The sequence below is a fragment of the Acinetobacter sp. S4400-12 genome (genome assembly GCF_024129495.1).
GTDB classification, from domain to species: Bacteria; Pseudomonadota; Gammaproteobacteria; order Pseudomonadales; family Moraxellaceae; genus Acinetobacter; species Acinetobacter lwoffii_C.
Genome location: NZ_JAMXYB010000001.1, coordinates 244,365 through 260,119, shown reverse-complemented (window position 1 = coordinate 260,119; position 15,755 = coordinate 244,365). Strand labels below are relative to the sequence as shown.

The 15,755-nt window shown below is 46.1% G+C and carries 13 protein-coding genes and 1 tRNA gene; 7 read left to right on the top strand and 7 right to left on the bottom strand.

Features of this window, described 5'->3' with window-relative positions; genetic code table 11:
- Nucleotides 1–70 precede the first annotated feature (70 nt).
- Together NI461_RS01275 and NI461_RS01270 are read right to left on the bottom strand one after the other, a co-directional pair.
- The gene (locus NI461_RS01275; RefSeq protein WP_253156248.1) at nt 71–1,492 is read right to left on the bottom strand and encodes an integrase arm-type DNA-binding domain-containing protein; all 1,422 of its coding nucleotides are present in this window, start codon (nt 1,490–1,492) and stop codon (nt 71–73) included.
- A 162-nt stretch (nt 1,493–1,654) separates the two neighbouring features.
- Nucleotides 1,655–1,741: transfer RNA gene (locus NI461_RS01270), tRNA-Leu, on the bottom strand.
- 168 nt (nt 1,742–1,909) lie between these two features.
- Here NI461_RS01270 and queA point away from each other — a divergent pair.
- The 7 genes from queA (at nt 1,910) to secF (ending at nt 9,313) form a co-directional block, all read left to right on the top strand.
- On the top strand, nt 1,910–2,944 hold the full coding sequence (gene queA, locus NI461_RS01265) for a tRNA preQ1(34) S-adenosylmethionine ribosyltransferase-isomerase QueA (RefSeq protein ID WP_151203675.1): 1,035 nt from the start codon (nt 1,910–1,912) through the stop codon (nt 2,942–2,944).
- Between the two features lie 16 nt (nt 2,945–2,960).
- Nucleotides 2,961–3,989 carry a hypothetical protein gene (locus tag NI461_RS01260; protein ID WP_253156246.1) on the top strand — a complete coding sequence of 343 codons (1,029 nt, stop codon included), beginning with the start codon at nt 2,961–2,963 and terminating at the stop codon, nt 3,987–3,989.
- 28 nt (nt 3,990–4,017) lie between these two features.
- Nucleotides 4,018–4,587: a LemA family protein gene (locus NI461_RS01255; protein ID WP_151203679.1), complete on the top strand. Its 570-nt coding sequence runs from the start codon at nt 4,018–4,020 to the stop codon at nt 4,585–4,587.
- 229 nt (nt 4,588–4,816) lie between these two features.
- Nucleotides 4,817–5,947 (top strand): tRNA guanosine(34) transglycosylase Tgt, encoded by a 1,131-nt coding sequence (tgt, locus tag NI461_RS01250; protein WP_151203681.1) that lies wholly within the window; start codon nt 4,817–4,819, stop codon nt 5,945–5,947.
- A 100-nt stretch (nt 5,948–6,047) separates the two neighbouring features.
- Entirely contained in the window at nt 6,048–6,377 is a 330-nt protein-coding gene (gene yajC / locus NI461_RS01245; protein WP_151203683.1) for a preprotein translocase subunit YajC, read from the top strand.
- A 54-nt stretch (nt 6,378–6,431) separates the two neighbouring features.
- A complete protein-coding gene (gene secD, locus NI461_RS01240; protein ID WP_253156244.1) occupies nt 6,432–8,330 on the top strand; it encodes a protein translocase subunit SecD in 1,899 nt (632 codons plus the stop codon).
- An 8-nt stretch (nt 8,331–8,338) separates the two neighbouring features.
- Nucleotides 8,339–9,313, top strand: a complete 975-nt coding sequence (gene secF, locus NI461_RS01235; RefSeq protein ID WP_253156298.1) for a protein translocase subunit SecF — start codon at nt 8,339–8,341, stop codon at nt 9,311–9,313.
- Between the two features lie 55 nt (nt 9,314–9,368).
- On the opposite strand, the gene NI461_RS01230 is transcribed toward secF, so the two are convergent.
- The 5 genes from NI461_RS01230 to cysM all read right to left on the bottom strand — a co-directional run bounded on the left by NI461_RS01230 (nt 9,369) and on the right by cysM (nt 15,609).
- A complete protein-coding gene (locus NI461_RS01230; RefSeq protein WP_253156242.1) occupies nt 9,369–10,019 on the bottom strand; it encodes a hypothetical protein in 651 nt (216 codons plus the stop codon).
- Nucleotides 10,020–10,109: 90 nt separating this feature from the next.
- Entirely contained in the window at nt 10,110–12,416 is a 2,307-nt protein-coding gene (locus NI461_RS01225; RefSeq protein WP_151205264.1) for a bifunctional (p)ppGpp synthetase/guanosine-3',5'-bis(diphosphate) 3'-pyrophosphohydrolase, read from the bottom strand.
- Nucleotides 12,417–12,460: 44 nt separating this feature from the next.
- Complete coding sequence (gene rlmD / locus NI461_RS01220) at nt 12,461–13,837, bottom strand: 23S rRNA (uracil(1939)-C(5))-methyltransferase RlmD (RefSeq protein WP_253156240.1); 1,377 nt, start codon at nt 13,835–13,837, stop codon at nt 12,461–12,463.
- A gap of 6 nt (nt 13,838–13,843) precedes the next feature.
- On the bottom strand, nt 13,844–14,662 hold the full coding sequence (locus NI461_RS01215) for a 3'-5' exonuclease (RefSeq protein ID WP_253156222.1): 819 nt from the start codon (nt 14,660–14,662) through the stop codon (nt 13,844–13,846).
- A gap of 17 nt (nt 14,663–14,679) precedes the next feature.
- Nucleotides 14,680–15,609: a cysteine synthase CysM gene (gene cysM, locus NI461_RS01210; protein WP_253156221.1), complete on the bottom strand. Its 930-nt coding sequence runs from the start codon at nt 15,607–15,609 to the stop codon at nt 14,680–14,682.
- Between the last annotated feature and the right edge of the window lie 146 nt (nt 15,610–15,755).

Here is a 15,755-nt window from a genome sequence, read left to right as displayed (position 1 = left end):
TTAGTATAGTGAGATGAAAGTTTATCTAGAGTAGAAATCTGAACAACCGCTCAACTATTATACTTCTCGATCAACCCGCCTTAAGCATCGCCATTTGAAACTTGATGAGTTTTCCATACTTGAAACTCTGTACTCCATTACGAGCATCGTTCAACAAGCTTTCTCGAAATTCCTGTGGCGAAATATATTGCGCGTGGTTGATCTCAAGATATTCGCTCCACCACTCCATCAGAATCTTGCGCTCTTCCATAAAATCAATATGGTGCGTATACGCCCACTCTACTTCGTTGTCACTCTTGTGACTCATCTGTCTTTCGATAGCATCGCGGTCAAATAAACCACTTAAGCCCAATGCACCGCGTGCCATACCCCTAAAACCATGTAAACAAACATCTGTTTCAGTGTTGTACTTCATTCGCTTTAAGGTCTTATTAACAGTATTTTCGCTAATGAATTTGTTTAGGTCATGATCGGCTGGGAAGACATGATTGCTCACACCGCTGTAAAGCCTAATCTCCTTAAGAAGGCTCTTAACTTGACGTGACAAAGGTACAATATGCTCTTTACGCATCTTGGCACCACGATGTGAATTTTTACATCCATCAACAGGCGTACGTGTTGCGGGAATTGTCCATATACCTTTTTCAAGGTCAAACTCAGACCAACGGGCAAACATCATTTCGCTTGATCGCGCAAAAGTATGCAATGCAAATTCAGTGTAAAGTTTGGTTAGGGGATTACCTGTATCATTTTTTAACCGTGCGAAAAACTCTGGCAATCTATCCAGTGGCAACTTAGGATAGTGTTTTTCTTCTCTTTTCTGAGCAAGTGAACCTTTTAGATGAATAGCGGGGCTTTGTTCGATATAACCTTTACTGACGGCATAGGCAAAGATAGCAGCAAGCCTACGCTTAACTTTATCGTAGACCTCGCTAAAGCCTGTTTTCTCAATATGTTCTAATACCTTGCTCAAATCACGCGGCTTAATCGAATCCACTAACCGCTCCCCGATCAATGGAAATACATACATTTCAAAGTTTCTTAAAGATTTAGCAATCGTAGATTCTTGGCTACCCGATGACTGAGCATATGCAAGATGCCACTGCCTTGTAATGCTCTCAAAATCAAAGCTGTCATTTAGCTTATCTTCTTCAACTTTCATAAAGTCGATAGGATCAATACCGTTTGCAATCTGAGATAGATAGAACTTTCTTCTCTCACGAGCATCATCCAATGAGACAAGAACGCCTTTCACGCCTGCTTTAGAATAATCACCAATCGTGATTACGCCATCGGTTGGTTTGCCTTTGTCATTCAAGTATTGCTTACGCCCATAGATGAACTGCCAAGTTTTGGTACCAGTTGGTCTAACAATTAGATACAGACCATTACCATCCGCTAGTTTATTAACAATGGATTTTCCCTGAGCATTTACTTTTGGCTTTGCAGAAGCACACTTTGTATCAGTGAGAGGTTTGACGATTTTTGCCATGATAAAGATATAAAAATTAAAAGATGTTCTGTATCTTTAATCGTATCTTTAAAACATTGAGATGTGTATAGGCATGTGTTGGTGTGTAGAAACAACAAAGCCCTGAATTATCAGGGCTTTCGAAGCTTATTTGCCATTAGTTGGCATATAATTATAAATCTGTGGTCCCGAGGGTCGGACTCGAACCGACACGTCATCTCTGACAGCGGATTTTGAGTCCGCCGCGTCTACCAATTTCACCACCTCGGGAGTGGATGTCGGCTATATTACTCCGATTCGAAAACTTGTCAACGCAGAAAAAAACACATTTGCTTAATTTTAAAACAATTAGCATTTTTTTGTTTTATAATCGGGCAATTCCCGCCACAAAAAAGAAAAAAGTTTATACTAGCCGTAGTTTTTTTATCGTAAATTGTCATGCAACTTTCTGATTTTAGTTTCGATCTCCCCGATGAGCTGATTGCCCGTTACCCGCTGGAACAACGCAGTGCCTCTCGCCTCCTGCATCTGGATGCACAAGGCCAATATCACGATCACCAGTTCACCGATATTCTGGATTTGCTGAATGAAGGAGATCTGTTGGTTCTGAATGACACCAAGGTCATGAAAGCGCGCCTGAAAGGAAAACGCGCGTCAGGTGGCGCTGTTGAAGTGCTGGTCGAACGGATGATAGACCAGTTGGTTGCCCACTGTCATATCAAGGCCAGTAATACGCCTAAAGCTGGTGCAGAACTGTTTATTGGACCGGATGCTATTAAAGTCACGGTTCAGGGACGTCATGAGAACCTGTTTATTGTCGAATTCTCTCAGCCGATTCTAGAAGTATTAGATCAATACGGCGCCCTGCCGATTCCGCCTTATTTCAACCGTGAAGCGGAAGAGATTGATAGCGAGCGGTATCAGACTGTATTTAATGATCCGACCAAACTGGCCAGTGTTGCGGCACCCACTGCTTCTTTGCACTTCGATGTCAACTTATTGAAAAAGCTGGAAGAAAAAGGCATTCAAAAGACTTTTGTAACTTTGCATGTCGGTGCAGGTACCTTCCTGCCCGTACGCACTGATAATATTGAAAATCACATCATGCACAGTGAATGGTGTCAGGTTTCAGATGAATCCATGGCGTTAATTAAAGCCACCAAAGCGCGTGGCAATAAAGTGATTGCCGTGGGAACCACTGCCACCCGGGCCACTGAAAGTGCGGCTCAGGCCAATGGTGGTGAATTGAAAGGCTGGACTGGCGATACCCAGATTTTTATCTATCCCGGTTATGAGTTCAAAGTGGTCGACCGCCTGATTAGCAACTTCCATTTGCCGGAATCTACCCTGCTGATGCTGGTATCGGCATTATCCAGCCGTGACCATATCCTGAAGGCTTATCAGCATGCGGTGGCCAGCCAATATCGCTTCTTCAGTTATGGCGATGCCATGCTGATTGATCAAGCCGAATAAAGCAGGAAGCTTCCCGATGCCGATCGACTCTGTGCAGCATTCCATTCATATTCGACGCAAGAAGAATAAAGTGGTGCTTCACAATATTGCACGGCTCTGGCACTTGGGCCATCAGGCTAAAAGCTATCAGGAACTACTAGATGGCTTGCATCCCTGGAATGGCCCAATCACTTTAAAATTTGAAAATAACCTGCCACTTGTCTTGGGTGGAATCAGTATTTTTTTAATCATGGGTGTGTTTATCGCACCTGAAAATATCTGGGTTCAAAGCTGTGTATTTTTAGGTTGCCTGCTGCTGTTCGGTGCCTATATCAGTTATGAACACCGTAAGCCGCTGGATGACGTCATTCGCTATCTGGAAGAGGCGGCGATTGCAAAAAAATATCAGCTGGCTTTTCAACAACAACCACAGCATATTTCTATTGCGCTGAATCCCCTGCATTTCATCAGTCATTTAAAGCGCCAGTTTCCGGTCTTTAACCAGGGTTCCCTGAGGAATGATATACAGCGTTATGCCAGCACCGTCTGGGAAGATGAAGATGGTCAGCAGCATCAGGTGCTGCTCTTTCAATATCATTATGTGCATGAAGTCCAGGTACGGGACAAAGAAGGCCAGCCGATCAAACTGACCGAAGTACATAAAGATCTGTGGGGAGTATTTGTGTTTGACATTCAAACTCAGGGACTGGCAGTCACCACAGCCCGAAAGAAATTTTATTATCCTTTTACCTACCCTTGGCACAGTAGTGATATTCGCACTAACCAGAAATTGAGCTTTTATGGTAGTGACCCGCTGCAGATGGCCAAACTCTACACCCCAGGTTTTGTACTCAGACTGGCTGACTTTTTTGAAGGGCGTCAGGGAGACTTAATGTTTCACCCGGAAAGTCGGCTGCTCTGCTACCTAGGACCCCACAATCTGTTTCAGGCATCGAGCAAACACGATAAAATTAACGATATTCCAGCATTGCGTGGGCATCTGAGAACGTTTAAATTAACCGAACTAGAAAAGTTACAACACGACTTACTACAGTTTTTAAAATAATTATTTTAACTTTAAGGGGGAGCTACGCATGGGCTTTTTGATTTTTTGCCTGATCATGGTCGCTGCGATTGTCGCGATCATCATGATCCGTAACAATATTGTCCGTCATCACAACTCGACCATTCGTGCCTGGGCCGATGTGGCCAGTTATGAGCGCCAGAAAATTAAAATCCTGGATGGCCTGCACCCTCTGGTCGAACAGTATTCCAGCTTTGAAAAAGGTACTCTGGAAAAAGTGACCGAACTGCGCCAGAACATCATGAACCTGAACATGAAAGATGCCGATATTGCCCAGCTACAACGCATTGAAAGCCTGAATAAAGAACTGATGCGCAGCCTGAATGTGGTGATTGAAAATTATCCGGAACTCAAAGCCAATGAAATTTATCTGAAAATGATGAATGAAATTGAAGAACAGAATGAAAATGTCGGTGCTGCGATCACCATTTATAACCGCAATGTCGAGCTGTTTAATAATCAGATCCAGATTTTTCCGCACAATATGATCAATGACATGCTGCTGAGAAAAAAAGCGGTACGTCCTTTTCGCGACCAGAACGTCAGTCAAAATTTTGACTATCGTCCGAATTTTCATTAATTGTACCCTTCACTCAAGCATGTTTTCTCTGGCTGACGGCAAGCAGAAAAAAGCCAGGAATTAAGGATATTTTATTTATATTTGAAACTTCACTTTAATCATTTACAAATAAAATTACAGAGTTGAAACTCTGGAATGCTGGCGTTTCAGGCCGGAATCAAGGAAAATAGCGCCTTTTATTTATATTAACAATCAGCGAACTGTTTTTTCGCCTCGATGTGGAACTCCTATGAAGTTTGAAAAATTAGGTCAGTCGGGCCGTGCCCGTCGTGGTCGTTTAACGCTTGAACACGGTGTGGTGGAAACTCCCGTATTTATGCCAGTCGGTACTTATGGTACGGTCAAAGGTATGTTGCCACGTGATGTGGAAGGCATTAAAGCCCAGATTATCCTCGGCAATACCTTCCACCTGTATCTGCGTCCTGGCCTGGATGTCATTAAAGCGCATGGCGGCCTGCACGGTTTCATGAAATGGGACAAGCCGATTTTGACCGATTCTGGCGGTTTCCAGGTCTTTAGTCTAGGCGCAATGCGCAAGATTGAAGAAAAAGGCGTTACTTTCCGTTCTCCCATTGATGGTTCAAAAGTCTTTATTTCTCCTGAAATTTCAATGGAAATTCAACAGGTGCTGAATTCTGACATTGTGATGATTTTTGATGAATGTACCCCTTATCCTGCAACGCATGAAGAGGCACAAAAATCCTTGCAACTGTCTTTACGCTGGGCCAAGCGCTGTAAGGAACATCATCACAATCACCTGAACAATACCAATGCCCTGTTCGGCATTATTCAGGGCGGCATGTATGAAGACCTGCGTGATGAATCCTTACAAGGCCTGTTAGAAATTGGTTTTGACGGTTATGCGATTGGCGGCCTGTCTGTCGGCGAACCGAAAGAAGAAATGATCAAGGTCCTGGATTATCTTCCGGTCAAAATGCCGGAAGACAAACCGCGTTACCTGATGGGTGTCGGCAAGCCGGAGGATATTGTGGAAGGCATCCGCCGTGGTGTCGACATGTTTGACTGTGTCATGCCAACCCGTAATGCACGTAATGGCCATTATTTTGTGACAGATGGTCTGGTACGAATTCGCAACAGTAAATATCGTCATGATCAAAGCCCGCTGGATCCACATTGTGACTGCTATACCTGTCAAAACTTTACCCGTTCTTATCTGTTCCATCTGGAAAAATGCGGAGAAATGCTGGGCTCTATGCTGGGCACCATCCATAACCTGCGTTATTACCAGCGTTTTACTGAAGATATCCGTAATGCGCTCGACCATGGAACTTTTGATGAATTTGTACAGGACTTTTATGCCCGTCGCGGCCTGGAAGTTCCACCTTGTCCACAAGATTAATCTTTCAGCATTTGCGCTGAAGAAAAAGACAAGGTAAATTGCAAGAATATGTCAATTTATTACCGAGTTGATCACCAGTTTTTTATTTTAGGAAAATGAAATGAGCCTTTTTATTTCGACTGCGCACGCTGCAGGTGGAGCCGCACAACAACCAAGTATGATGGCTAACATCCTGATGATTGCGGTTTTTATTGCAATCTTCTACTTTCTGATCTGGCGTCCACAGTCCAAACGTGCCAAAGAGCACCGCGCCCTAGTTGACAGCCTTGGAGTAGGCAGCGAAGTGGTATTCGCTGGCGGTTTAATGGGCAAGATCACCAAAATTGAAGGTGAATTTGCAGTAGTTGAATTAAGCCGTGGCGTAGAAGTTAAAGTTCAGCGTGCGAGTGTGATCTCAGTGCTGCCTGAAGGTACTTTAAATAACATTTAATCAAAAAACAGTCGTGCCACCCGCACGACTTTTTTCATTTTAAGAAGAAAACGAATGCGTTACCCAGCATGGAAATATGTACTGATCCTGGTTGTCCTGGTGATCAGTACCTTATATGCCCTGCCAAGTTTGTATCCAGATGAACCTGCTGTACAGATTTCGGGTGCCAAAGCCGGTACTCAAATTGACGCAGGCATCATACAAAAAGCAGAGCAGATTTTAAGCACTGAAAATATTGCAACTCATGACAATAGCTTTAGTAACAATGCCGCCCTCTTACGCGTAGATTCAAGTGAAACCCAGCTCAAAGCCAAAGAAGCATTGCGCCGTGGTTTGGGTGATGGATATGTGGTGGCCTTGAACCTGGCCCCGACCACACCAGAATGGCTACAAAAAATTGGTGCCAAGCCAATGAAGCTCGGCCTGGACTTGCGTGGTGGTGTACACTTCCTGCTTGAAGTGGATATGGACAAAGCCATTGCCCAGCGGATGGAAACTTCAGCTGCCGACCTGCGTCGTCAACTGCGTGACAATAACCTGAAATTCAACAGCCTTTCTTTAAGCAACAATACCATTGTGGTGCAGTTTGCCAACAATGATGACCGTTCTGCGGTCATGGATTTCTTGCGTCGCAATGGGAATGAGTTTAGCCCGCAAGCTGTAGCCACCGACTCAGGCTCAACTTTACGTTTGAACTATACAGACACGCGTAAGCAGGAAATTGAGTCATATGCTGTTAACCAGAACTTAACCACCTTACGTAACCGTATTAATGAACTCGGTGTAGCAGAAGCATTGGTACAAACCCAAGGCAGCAACCGTATTGTGGTCGAGCTTCCAGGTGTACAGGATACGGCTGAGGCCAAACGTGTTCTGGGTCGTACTGCGAATCTGGAATTCCGTCTGGTGTCTGATCTGAATGATCAGTCAATCGACCCATATACCGGCCAATTAAATGGCACTCCGCCACCGGGAACCGAAGCTTTTGCTTATGAATCGCTGGACAGTGGGCGTCAGTTATTGCTGAATCGTAACCGTATTTTGACCGGTGAGCGTGTTCAGAATGCCTCAAGCGGTTTTAGCCAGGACACTGGTGGTGCTGAGGTCAATATTACCTTGGACAGCGCGGGTGGCAAGCTGATGGCCGATGCGACCCGTAATGCAGTCGGCAAGCGCATGGCAGTACTGTTCATTGAAAATAAACAGCGCATCAGTTATGTCGAAGACCCTGCAACTGGTACCCAGACTGAAGTACGTACGCCATATACCGAATCTGTGGTAATTAATGCCGCCACCATTCAGGCCGTACTGGGTTCACAGTTCCGTATTACCGGTCTGGATTCACCACAAGAAGCAGCTGAACTGGCCTTGATGTTACGTGCTGGTGCTTTGGCTGCGCCCATGTATTTTGTTGAAGAACGTGTGATTGGTCCAAGTCTTGGTCAGGAAAACATCGACAAAGGCGTATTATCTACGCAGATCGGTTTCATTCTGGTCGCAATCTGGATGGTGGTGTTCTTCCGTCTGTTTGGTGTGATTGCCAACTTTGCCCTGATCTTTAACCTGGCTATGATCCTTACGGTCATGTCCTGGATTGGTGCGTCTCTTACCCTGCCGGGTATTGCAGGTATCGTGATTACCATTGGTATGGCGGTCGATGCCAACGTCCTGATCTGTGAACGGATACGGGAAGAACTTAAATGGGGGGCCTCGCCCAAACAGGCGATTGTGGCTGGTTATGACCGGGCCTATAACACCATTTTCGACTCGAACCTCACCACCTTCCTGGTGGCATTTATCCTGTTCGCGATTGGTACTGGTCCGATCAAAGGCTTTGCCGTGACTCTGATGATCGGTATTGTCTGCTCGATGTTTACCGCCATTACGGTAACCCGTGCCATTGTTCAGCTGATCTATGGCAAAAAACGTAACTTGAAAAAGTTGAGCATTTAAGGAGATCACTGATGACTGAAAATACTCAACTGAATCAAAAACAGTACGGTCGCCCGGAAGACGAACGCATTATCCCGTTTATGAAGATTGCACTGCCTGCGGCAGTATTTTCAATCATTCTGACGGTAGCTAGTATCTTCTTTATTGTGACCAAAGGTTTAAATCTGGGTCTGGACTTTACCGGCGGTATAGCAGCTGAACTGAACTATACCAATCCTGTAAAACCGACCGAGGTATCCAAAGCACTGGCTCAGGCTGGCTTTAATGATGCAGTGGTGCAGACCCTAGGGTCTGAACGTGACCTGATGGTACGTATGCCGGTGCAGGAAGATATTGAAGCGGAAGACCTGACCAAAGCCATCACCTCTGCCGTGCAATTGCCAAATAATGCAGCAGAAGTGCCGAAGGTCGATGTGGTCGGCGGACAGGTTGGTAACGAGCTGTATGTGCGTTCCGGCGGTGCAGTTGCCCTTGCGCTCCTGCTGATGCTGGTTTATGTCACCATCCGCTTTGAGTTCAAGCTGGCGATGGGTGCCGTCCTGTCCCTGTTCCATGACATCATCGTGACCATTGGTATTTTTGCGATGATGTCATGGCCATTTGACCTGACTGTTCTGGCAGCGCTTCTTGCGATTATTGGTTTCTCACTGAACGATAACATCGTAGTGTCGGACCGTATCCGTGAAAACTTCCGCAAAATTCGCGGTGCCGAACCGCTCGAGATCATCAACATTGCCCTGACTGAAACCTTGCGCCGTACTATCCACACCTCCATGACCCTATTACTGGTGGTCGTGGCCATGATGGTCATGGGGGGTGAAGGTCTGAAATGGTTCTCAATTGCAATGTTTATCGGGGTCTTTGTCGGTACCTATTCATCGATCTATATCGGGACAGCTTTTGCGCTATGGCGTGGTCTGAATCGTCAGGACTTTATTGTACAAGTCAAACCTGAATTTGAAGACGAGGACCAGCTGCCATAAGCGGTCTTTTCACCTAATCAGTGTTCAGCCCATCTTCGGATGGGCTGATTTATTTTCAATTCACACCTATCTCTCTGGCCGGTAGAATGGCCACCACCCTATGCATCTTTTCAATATCGGATTTTTTAAAACTGACCGTCCGGCTAGCATCCAGACTTTGCAACTGCAAACTGTTTTCTGTTTCAGCAATTAGTTCCACCATGAGCTGTATGGCATTGTTCAGATATAAACAGATCATGTCCTGAGGCTGGACTTGCTGTCCTGGATCACAGACCACCCAGTAACCGGGCTTTAAAGCGGGAAAATAATGCTGATCATTAACCTGAATTGCATAGTAATCAGACGCAGATAAGATTATAGGTACTTTTCCGATAGCGCCCAGCAAAGGACTTAAACGAAAAGCCTGCTGCTCAACAGTGTGCATTTGAAATAGAGCACACGATACTTGGGCGGGGGACAACTCAGTCTGCGACTCTAGGGCTTGATCCAGTAACAGGGTTTCCAGCCCCAGCTGCCGTTCCAGCTCCCGCGCGGCTTTGTCCCCTATCTGGCGTTTGCTATTCAGTAATTGGGTAATATAAGACGCTGACAGACCAAAATGCTCACAAATGTCTTTGCCATTTTTAAAGCGCTGGCTGTCAATCAGATGGTCAATGAGCTTGGCCAGATTATGACGTCTGCGCTCAAATATTTCCGTCGCACTCATATTTTTAGCTGGTTTTTTATTCTGAACAGACACCTTACAACAAAAAAGCCCGCAATTGAATTGCGGGCTTTTAAAGTATTCGATCAGAAATTAATTGCCTTGTACCAGACGGCGTGCACTGATAATTCCCGGTTGCTGCTCAAGACGGGCCAGCAGTTTGGACAGTTGCGCCAGGCCTTTTACTTCAATCAGCAATTTCATATTGGCAATACCATCGGACTCCGAGATCGTATTGACCTGCCGGATATTAATCTGATCCGAGAAAATGACCTGGGTCAGGTCTTTCAAGAGACCCCGGCGATCATAAGCTTCCACCACAATCTGTACACTTTGCCCCCGGGTTGGCTGCATTTCCCAGTCCGCTTCTACTGCGCGTTCCGGTTCCTGATTAATCATGCGCACATAGTCCGGACAAGCCACCTTATGAATGCTTACCCCACGGTTCAAGGTAATATAACCTGCAATAGACTCACCATGCACTGGTTGACAGCACTGCGCAATATGCAGTTCTACATTATCCAGACCATCGATCAGAATCCCATGCGCTGAAAGCGTGTGACTGGCTCGTGGATTTAAAGCCGGCTTCAGCACCAGTTCAGGCTCATCCTGATCCAGATGCATATGACGGTTCACCTGATTGATCAGGGCATGCAGGCTAATATCGCCATTTACGATGCCAATCAGAATATCATCACCATTTTTTACATTAAAATGGTTACAATAATCACTCAAATCAATGGATTTTGGATGAATCGCCAGACGTGAAAGTTCTTTATTCAGTACATCACGGCCCACTTCCAGATTCTTGCTACGATCCTGCTGGCGGAACCAGTGACGCAATTTGTCCCGCGCACGTGCTGTCCGGATATAGCCCAGTGAATTCACCAGCCAGTCCCGGTTCGGCTCACGGTCTTTCTTGGTCAGAATTTCAACCTGCTCACCGGTTTTTAAGGTATAGGTCAGCGGCACATAACGCTGATTGACCCGCGCAGCATAACACTTGTTCCCGACTTCAGTATGCACATGGTAGGCAAAATCCAGCACTGTCGAGCCACGTGGCAGCTCCTTAATATCCCCATCACGACTAAATACATAGATTTTTTCAAAACCTTCAAATTCTTGAATATGCTCAAAATTCTCAGTTTCATCATCTGTTTTATAGGCACTGGCCTCATTGCGCTCCTGATAATGCTCCAGCACAGCACGCAAGGAATGCAAACGATGGTTAAAGGAATGATCGGTATTTTTTGAACCTTCCTTATAGTTAAAGTGTGAACAGACCCCCAATTCTGCCTCTTCATGCATCTGATAGGTACGGATCTGCACTTCGAGCGATTTGTTTTCGGCTATTACCGCCGTATGCAAGGAACGGTAACCGTTCGCTTTAGGGTTAGTAATATAGTCATCGAACTGGTGTGGAATATGTCGCCAGATCTGATGAACAATCCCTAAGGTGTGGTAGCATTCCGGCACATTTTTTACCAGAACCCGTAACGCACGAATATCATAAAGCTGGTCGAAGCTCAGGTTTTTGCTTTTCATTTTTCGATAAATCGAATAAATGTGTTTTACCCGGCCACTGATTTCAGCGTCGATATTATACTCACTCAGTTCAGTACGCAGCTTATCAATAACAAACTGAATATACTGCTCACGCTCCAAACGTTTTTCATTCAATAAAGAAGCGATTTCTTTATAGCGTTCAGGCGCCAGATAACGGAAAGCCAGATCTTCCAGCTCCCATTTCAACTGGGCAATGCCCAAACGGTGGGCAAGCGGTGAGTAAATGGTCAAAATTTCCCGGGCTACCCGTTCCTGACGCTCACGCGAAGAATTAGTCAGTTCACGTAAGGCATAGGTACGCTCGGCAAGCTTGATCAAGACCACCCGCACATCTTCGGTGACCGAAATCAGCATCTTGTAAATACCGGTCAGATGTTCACGCTGGTTATTATTGAAATGGTCTTCCAGACGTTTATTTTTTTCAATCAGCTCGGACAACTTACCCATCGCGAGGGTGCCTTTGACCAGGTTATGCACCTGTTCGCCAAACCTTTCCCGCACTTCTGCCAGCGGCATGACCCCTTCACGCACGGAACGATAGAGCATCGCAGCCGATAAGGTATCTTCATCCACATGCAGATGCGCCAGAATATCGGCCATTTCAATACCGGTATAGAAGGTATTGGAGCGATGCTGAATCGTACTTTGCAGCTCATATTGTAATGTTAAATGAGCGACTTCCTCGAGCTGCGTTAAGGGTGCTCCATCTAATATGCCACGAACCCGCTCTAACCATTCGGTCAGATCTTGGTGTGCTTGTTCGGCATGTTCTACAGTCGTCTCCTGTGACAACTCATTGAGTCGCCCAGGCAGTTGTTCACGCACTGTGACCATACCCTTCTCCTACTTTTAGATACATCATCTCTTTAATCGTTTATTTAATTTTCTTTTTCGAACAAGGCGATCGATTCTACATGGCCAGTATGGGTAAACATATCCATCACTCCGGCCCGTTTCAGGCGATAACCCTGTTGTGTCAAAATTCCCGCATCTCTTGCCAGGGTTGCCGGATTACATGACACATAAACGATTCTTTTTGCGCCAAATTTAGGCACATACTGCATTACTTCTTCCGCTCCTGAGCGTGGTGGGTCGATTAATAATGCATCAAAACCCTGTTTTGCCCAAGCCTGCTGCGAAAAATCTTTGGTTAAATCTTGTGAATAAAACGAAATCTGTTCAATCCCATTTAATCTGGCATTTTCCCGACCACGTTGTACCATTTCTTCACTACCTTCCACGCCCACAACCCGACCTGAAGGCCCCACGCAGCGTGACAAAGGTAAGGAAAAATTTCCTAATCCACAAAATAGATCCAGAACCCTTTCGCCTTGCTGCAGTTGAAGCAAATCACATGCCAGACGGACCATCTGCGGGTTAATAGTCGAATTTACCTGAGTAAAGTCTGAAGGATTAAACCCGAATGTTACGGCGAAGTCATCAAGACCATAGTGCAAGCGTGCAGCAGCTTGCGAGTCGTCCATACGCTGCAGCGTATCCTTGCCCACAGGCTGCAAATACAGCTGCCAGCCTTTATCTAACGTAAATTGGCGCAATTGGTTGACATCTTCTGCTGATAGTTTTGCAGTTTCCCGAACCGTCAGCGCAATTTCTGCATCACCCATGGCTAATTCTATATGACCGATGTCGGCCTGACCATTTAGACTTTGGAGCAATTGTTTAAGAGCTGTAACCGAGCCGAACTCACGATCCAGAATCATGCAACGGTCAATTGAAGTCAGCCTGTTAGACTGGTTTTCACGAAATCCCACCACCAGTTGGTCTTTCTGTGCGATATAGCGCACACCAATCCGGGCTTTACGGCGATAATCTTCACGCTGGGAACGCAAAGGCATCAGCCATTGTTCCGGCTGGATGCCTGCAAAATGTGCCAGATGCGATTGCAATACATTCTGCTTCAGCTCAATCTGGGCATCGGGATGAATGTGTTGCATATTACAGCCACCACATATCCCAAAATGCGGACAGATGGGCTGGATACGCATATTAAAAGGTGCACTCAGCAGTTCTATACTGTCGGCTTCTTCCAGCTTTTTGACTTCACGGCTAATACGGGCACGCACGGTTTCACCCGGCAGCGCATAGCGGATAAACACTTTCTTGCCGTGTTTTTCAGGCGGATGATCAGGATGGGTGCCATAGTGAGCTATGCCACGCCCTTCATGGGAAAGCGACTCAACCTGAAAAATATACTCGGATGGCTGTTGGAGACGGGGTCGAGCGCGATGTTTCATGAAAACCTAATCTGTGGAGAGTGGAAAATCAAAACGGGTAAATGCAGTCTGCTGCGCAGTTTCGCGCCAGCGGCTTAAAAAATCTGCATGCTGCGGCTGGGTCTGCAAATATTGAATGGTGCTTTGCAACAGATGCTGATAATCCGGCAATAACAGCTGCCCTTTTAGCAAGAGCCAGCGAATATATACCAGCCAGGTATTCAGGACATCGCCTTCACAATAACTGGTGATTTCAGTCCATTGCTGGTCGCGGACGTAATTCGGTATACGGTACACACCATCACCGCGTTTTCCCGGATAACCCAGCAAATGCGCCACATCATCAAGTTTTTGAAAATGCCGCGCATGAAACATGGCCATGACATCCATCAAATCGACATGGCGCTGATGGTAACGATTCTGGTAGTTATTATAACGCTTTTGTGTGTCAATTTCGCCTTGGTCGAACAGGCTGGGGGCTGAAAGGCCATGATACATGGCACGGTATAAAATTACCGGTAAATCAAACTGTGAGCCGTTCCAGCTCACCAGAGTCGGATGGCGCTTGTCAAAAATGGACAGAAATTTTTTTAAAATCTCTGCTTCGCTGTCCTGTTCCTGACTAAAAGAAAACAGGCGCATGCCCTGCTCATCCATCCATAAACCGGAAATACAGACAATCTCATGCAGGGGCAAACGCTGAAAATCCGAACCAGATTCCTGACGGCGTAATTTGGTCAGGGCCTGCTCGAGGTCTGTCTCGGGCAGATCCAGACCAAACAGATGAGCGCCTGATTTAAGATCGGTTTGGGTTTCAATATCGAAAGTTAAAACAGGCAAGCGCATAAACGATTTCTCAACAATTATTCGGGATCTTCTACAGAGAACAGGCCGGTAGACAGATAACGGTCACCCCGGTCACAGATGATACAGACAATCACAGCGTCTGGATGCTCTTCGGCCAACTGAATGGAGGCCCAAACGGCTCCGCCTGATGAGGTACCGGCACTAATACCTTCTTTTTGGGCCAGTTTACGCATGGTTCTTTCAGCTTCAATCTGCGGAATATCCATAATACGATCAATCCGGCTACGGTCAAAAATCGTTGGCAGATATTCTTCCGGCCAGCGACGAATGCCTGCAATGCTTGAGCCATCCGAAGGCTGCAAGCCTACAATCTGAATTTCCGGGTTCATTTCTTTCAGGTACTTGGACACCCCCATGATTGTGCCAGTCGTTCCCATGGAACTCACAAAATGGGTAATCTTGCCACCCGTCTGCTGCCAGATTTCCGGACCTGTGGTCAGGTAATGTGCTTCGACATTATCCGGATTACCAAACTGGTTCAGAACCAGCCCCTTACCTTCTGCCTGCATTTGCAAGGCCAGATCGCGCGCGCCTTCCATGCCCTGCTCTTTACTTACTTCAATCAGCTCGGCCCCATAAGCACGCATGGCATCCTTACGTTCCTGACTCATGTTATTCGGCATGATCAGCTTCATGTTGTAGCCGCGCATGGCAGACACCATCGCCAATGCAATTCCCGTATTTCCGCTGGTTGCCTCAATCAAGGTATCGCCGGGCTGGATCTGCCCGCGTTTTTCTGCCTGCATGATCATATTGTAAGCAGGACGGTCCTTCACTGAACCTGCCGGATTATTGCCCTCGAGCTTAGCCAATACAGTCGCTTGAGTATGACTTGCCAGACGTTGCAAACGCACCAGTGGCGTTTTACCGACACAATGGTCTAACAAAAATTCATCGGCTTGGAAATCGGGGTATGTATTACTCATTATTTGCACCTATATCGATGTGCGACTATTGTATGAAAAAATACTTTTCCCTGCATCCATTTCCCCTTTTCTTTTTCCTTCCTACGGCTTGCAGATTGCTCCGCTTTATCAAAAATGGATTCAAAAACAGGTATTTTCAAAAGAGT

Bases quoted from the DNA above. Each gene is read 5' to 3' on its own strand.
- NI461_RS01275 (WP_253156248.1), bottom strand. From the start codon at position 1,492: ATGGCAAAAATCGTCAAACCTCTCACTGATACAAAGTGTGCTTCTGCA.
- queA (WP_151203675.1), top strand. From the start codon at position 1,910: ATGCAACTTTCTGATTTTAGTTTCGATCTCCCCGATGAGCTGATTGCC.
- NI461_RS01260 (WP_253156246.1), top strand. From the start codon at position 2,961: ATGCCGATCGACTCTGTGCAGCATTCCATTCATATTCGACGCAAGAAG.
- NI461_RS01255 (WP_151203679.1), top strand. From the start codon at position 4,018: ATGGGCTTTTTGATTTTTTGCCTGATCATGGTCGCTGCGATTGTCGCG.
- tgt (WP_151203681.1), top strand. From the start codon at position 4,817: ATGAAGTTTGAAAAATTAGGTCAGTCGGGCCGTGCCCGTCGTGGTCGT.
- yajC (WP_151203683.1), top strand. From the start codon at position 6,048: ATGAGCCTTTTTATTTCGACTGCGCACGCTGCAGGTGGAGCCGCACAA.
- secD (WP_253156244.1), top strand. From the start codon at position 6,432: ATGCGTTACCCAGCATGGAAATATGTACTGATCCTGGTTGTCCTGGTG.
- NI461_RS01230 (WP_253156242.1), bottom strand. From the start codon at position 10,019: ATGAGTGCGACGGAAATATTTGAGCGCAGACGTCATAATCTGGCCAAG.
- NI461_RS01225 (WP_151205264.1), bottom strand. From the start codon at position 12,416: ATGGTCACAGTGCGTGAACAACTGCCTGGGCGACTCAATGAGTTGTCA.
- rlmD (WP_253156240.1), bottom strand. From the start codon at position 13,837: ATGAAACATCGCGCTCGACCCCGTCTCCAACAGCCATCCGAGTATATT.
- NI461_RS01215 (WP_253156222.1), bottom strand. From the start codon at position 14,662: ATGCGCTTGCCTGTTTTAACTTTCGATATTGAAACCCAAACCGATCTT.
- cysM (WP_253156221.1), bottom strand. From the start codon at position 15,609: ATGAGTAATACATACCCCGATTTCCAAGCCGATGAATTTTTGTTAGAC.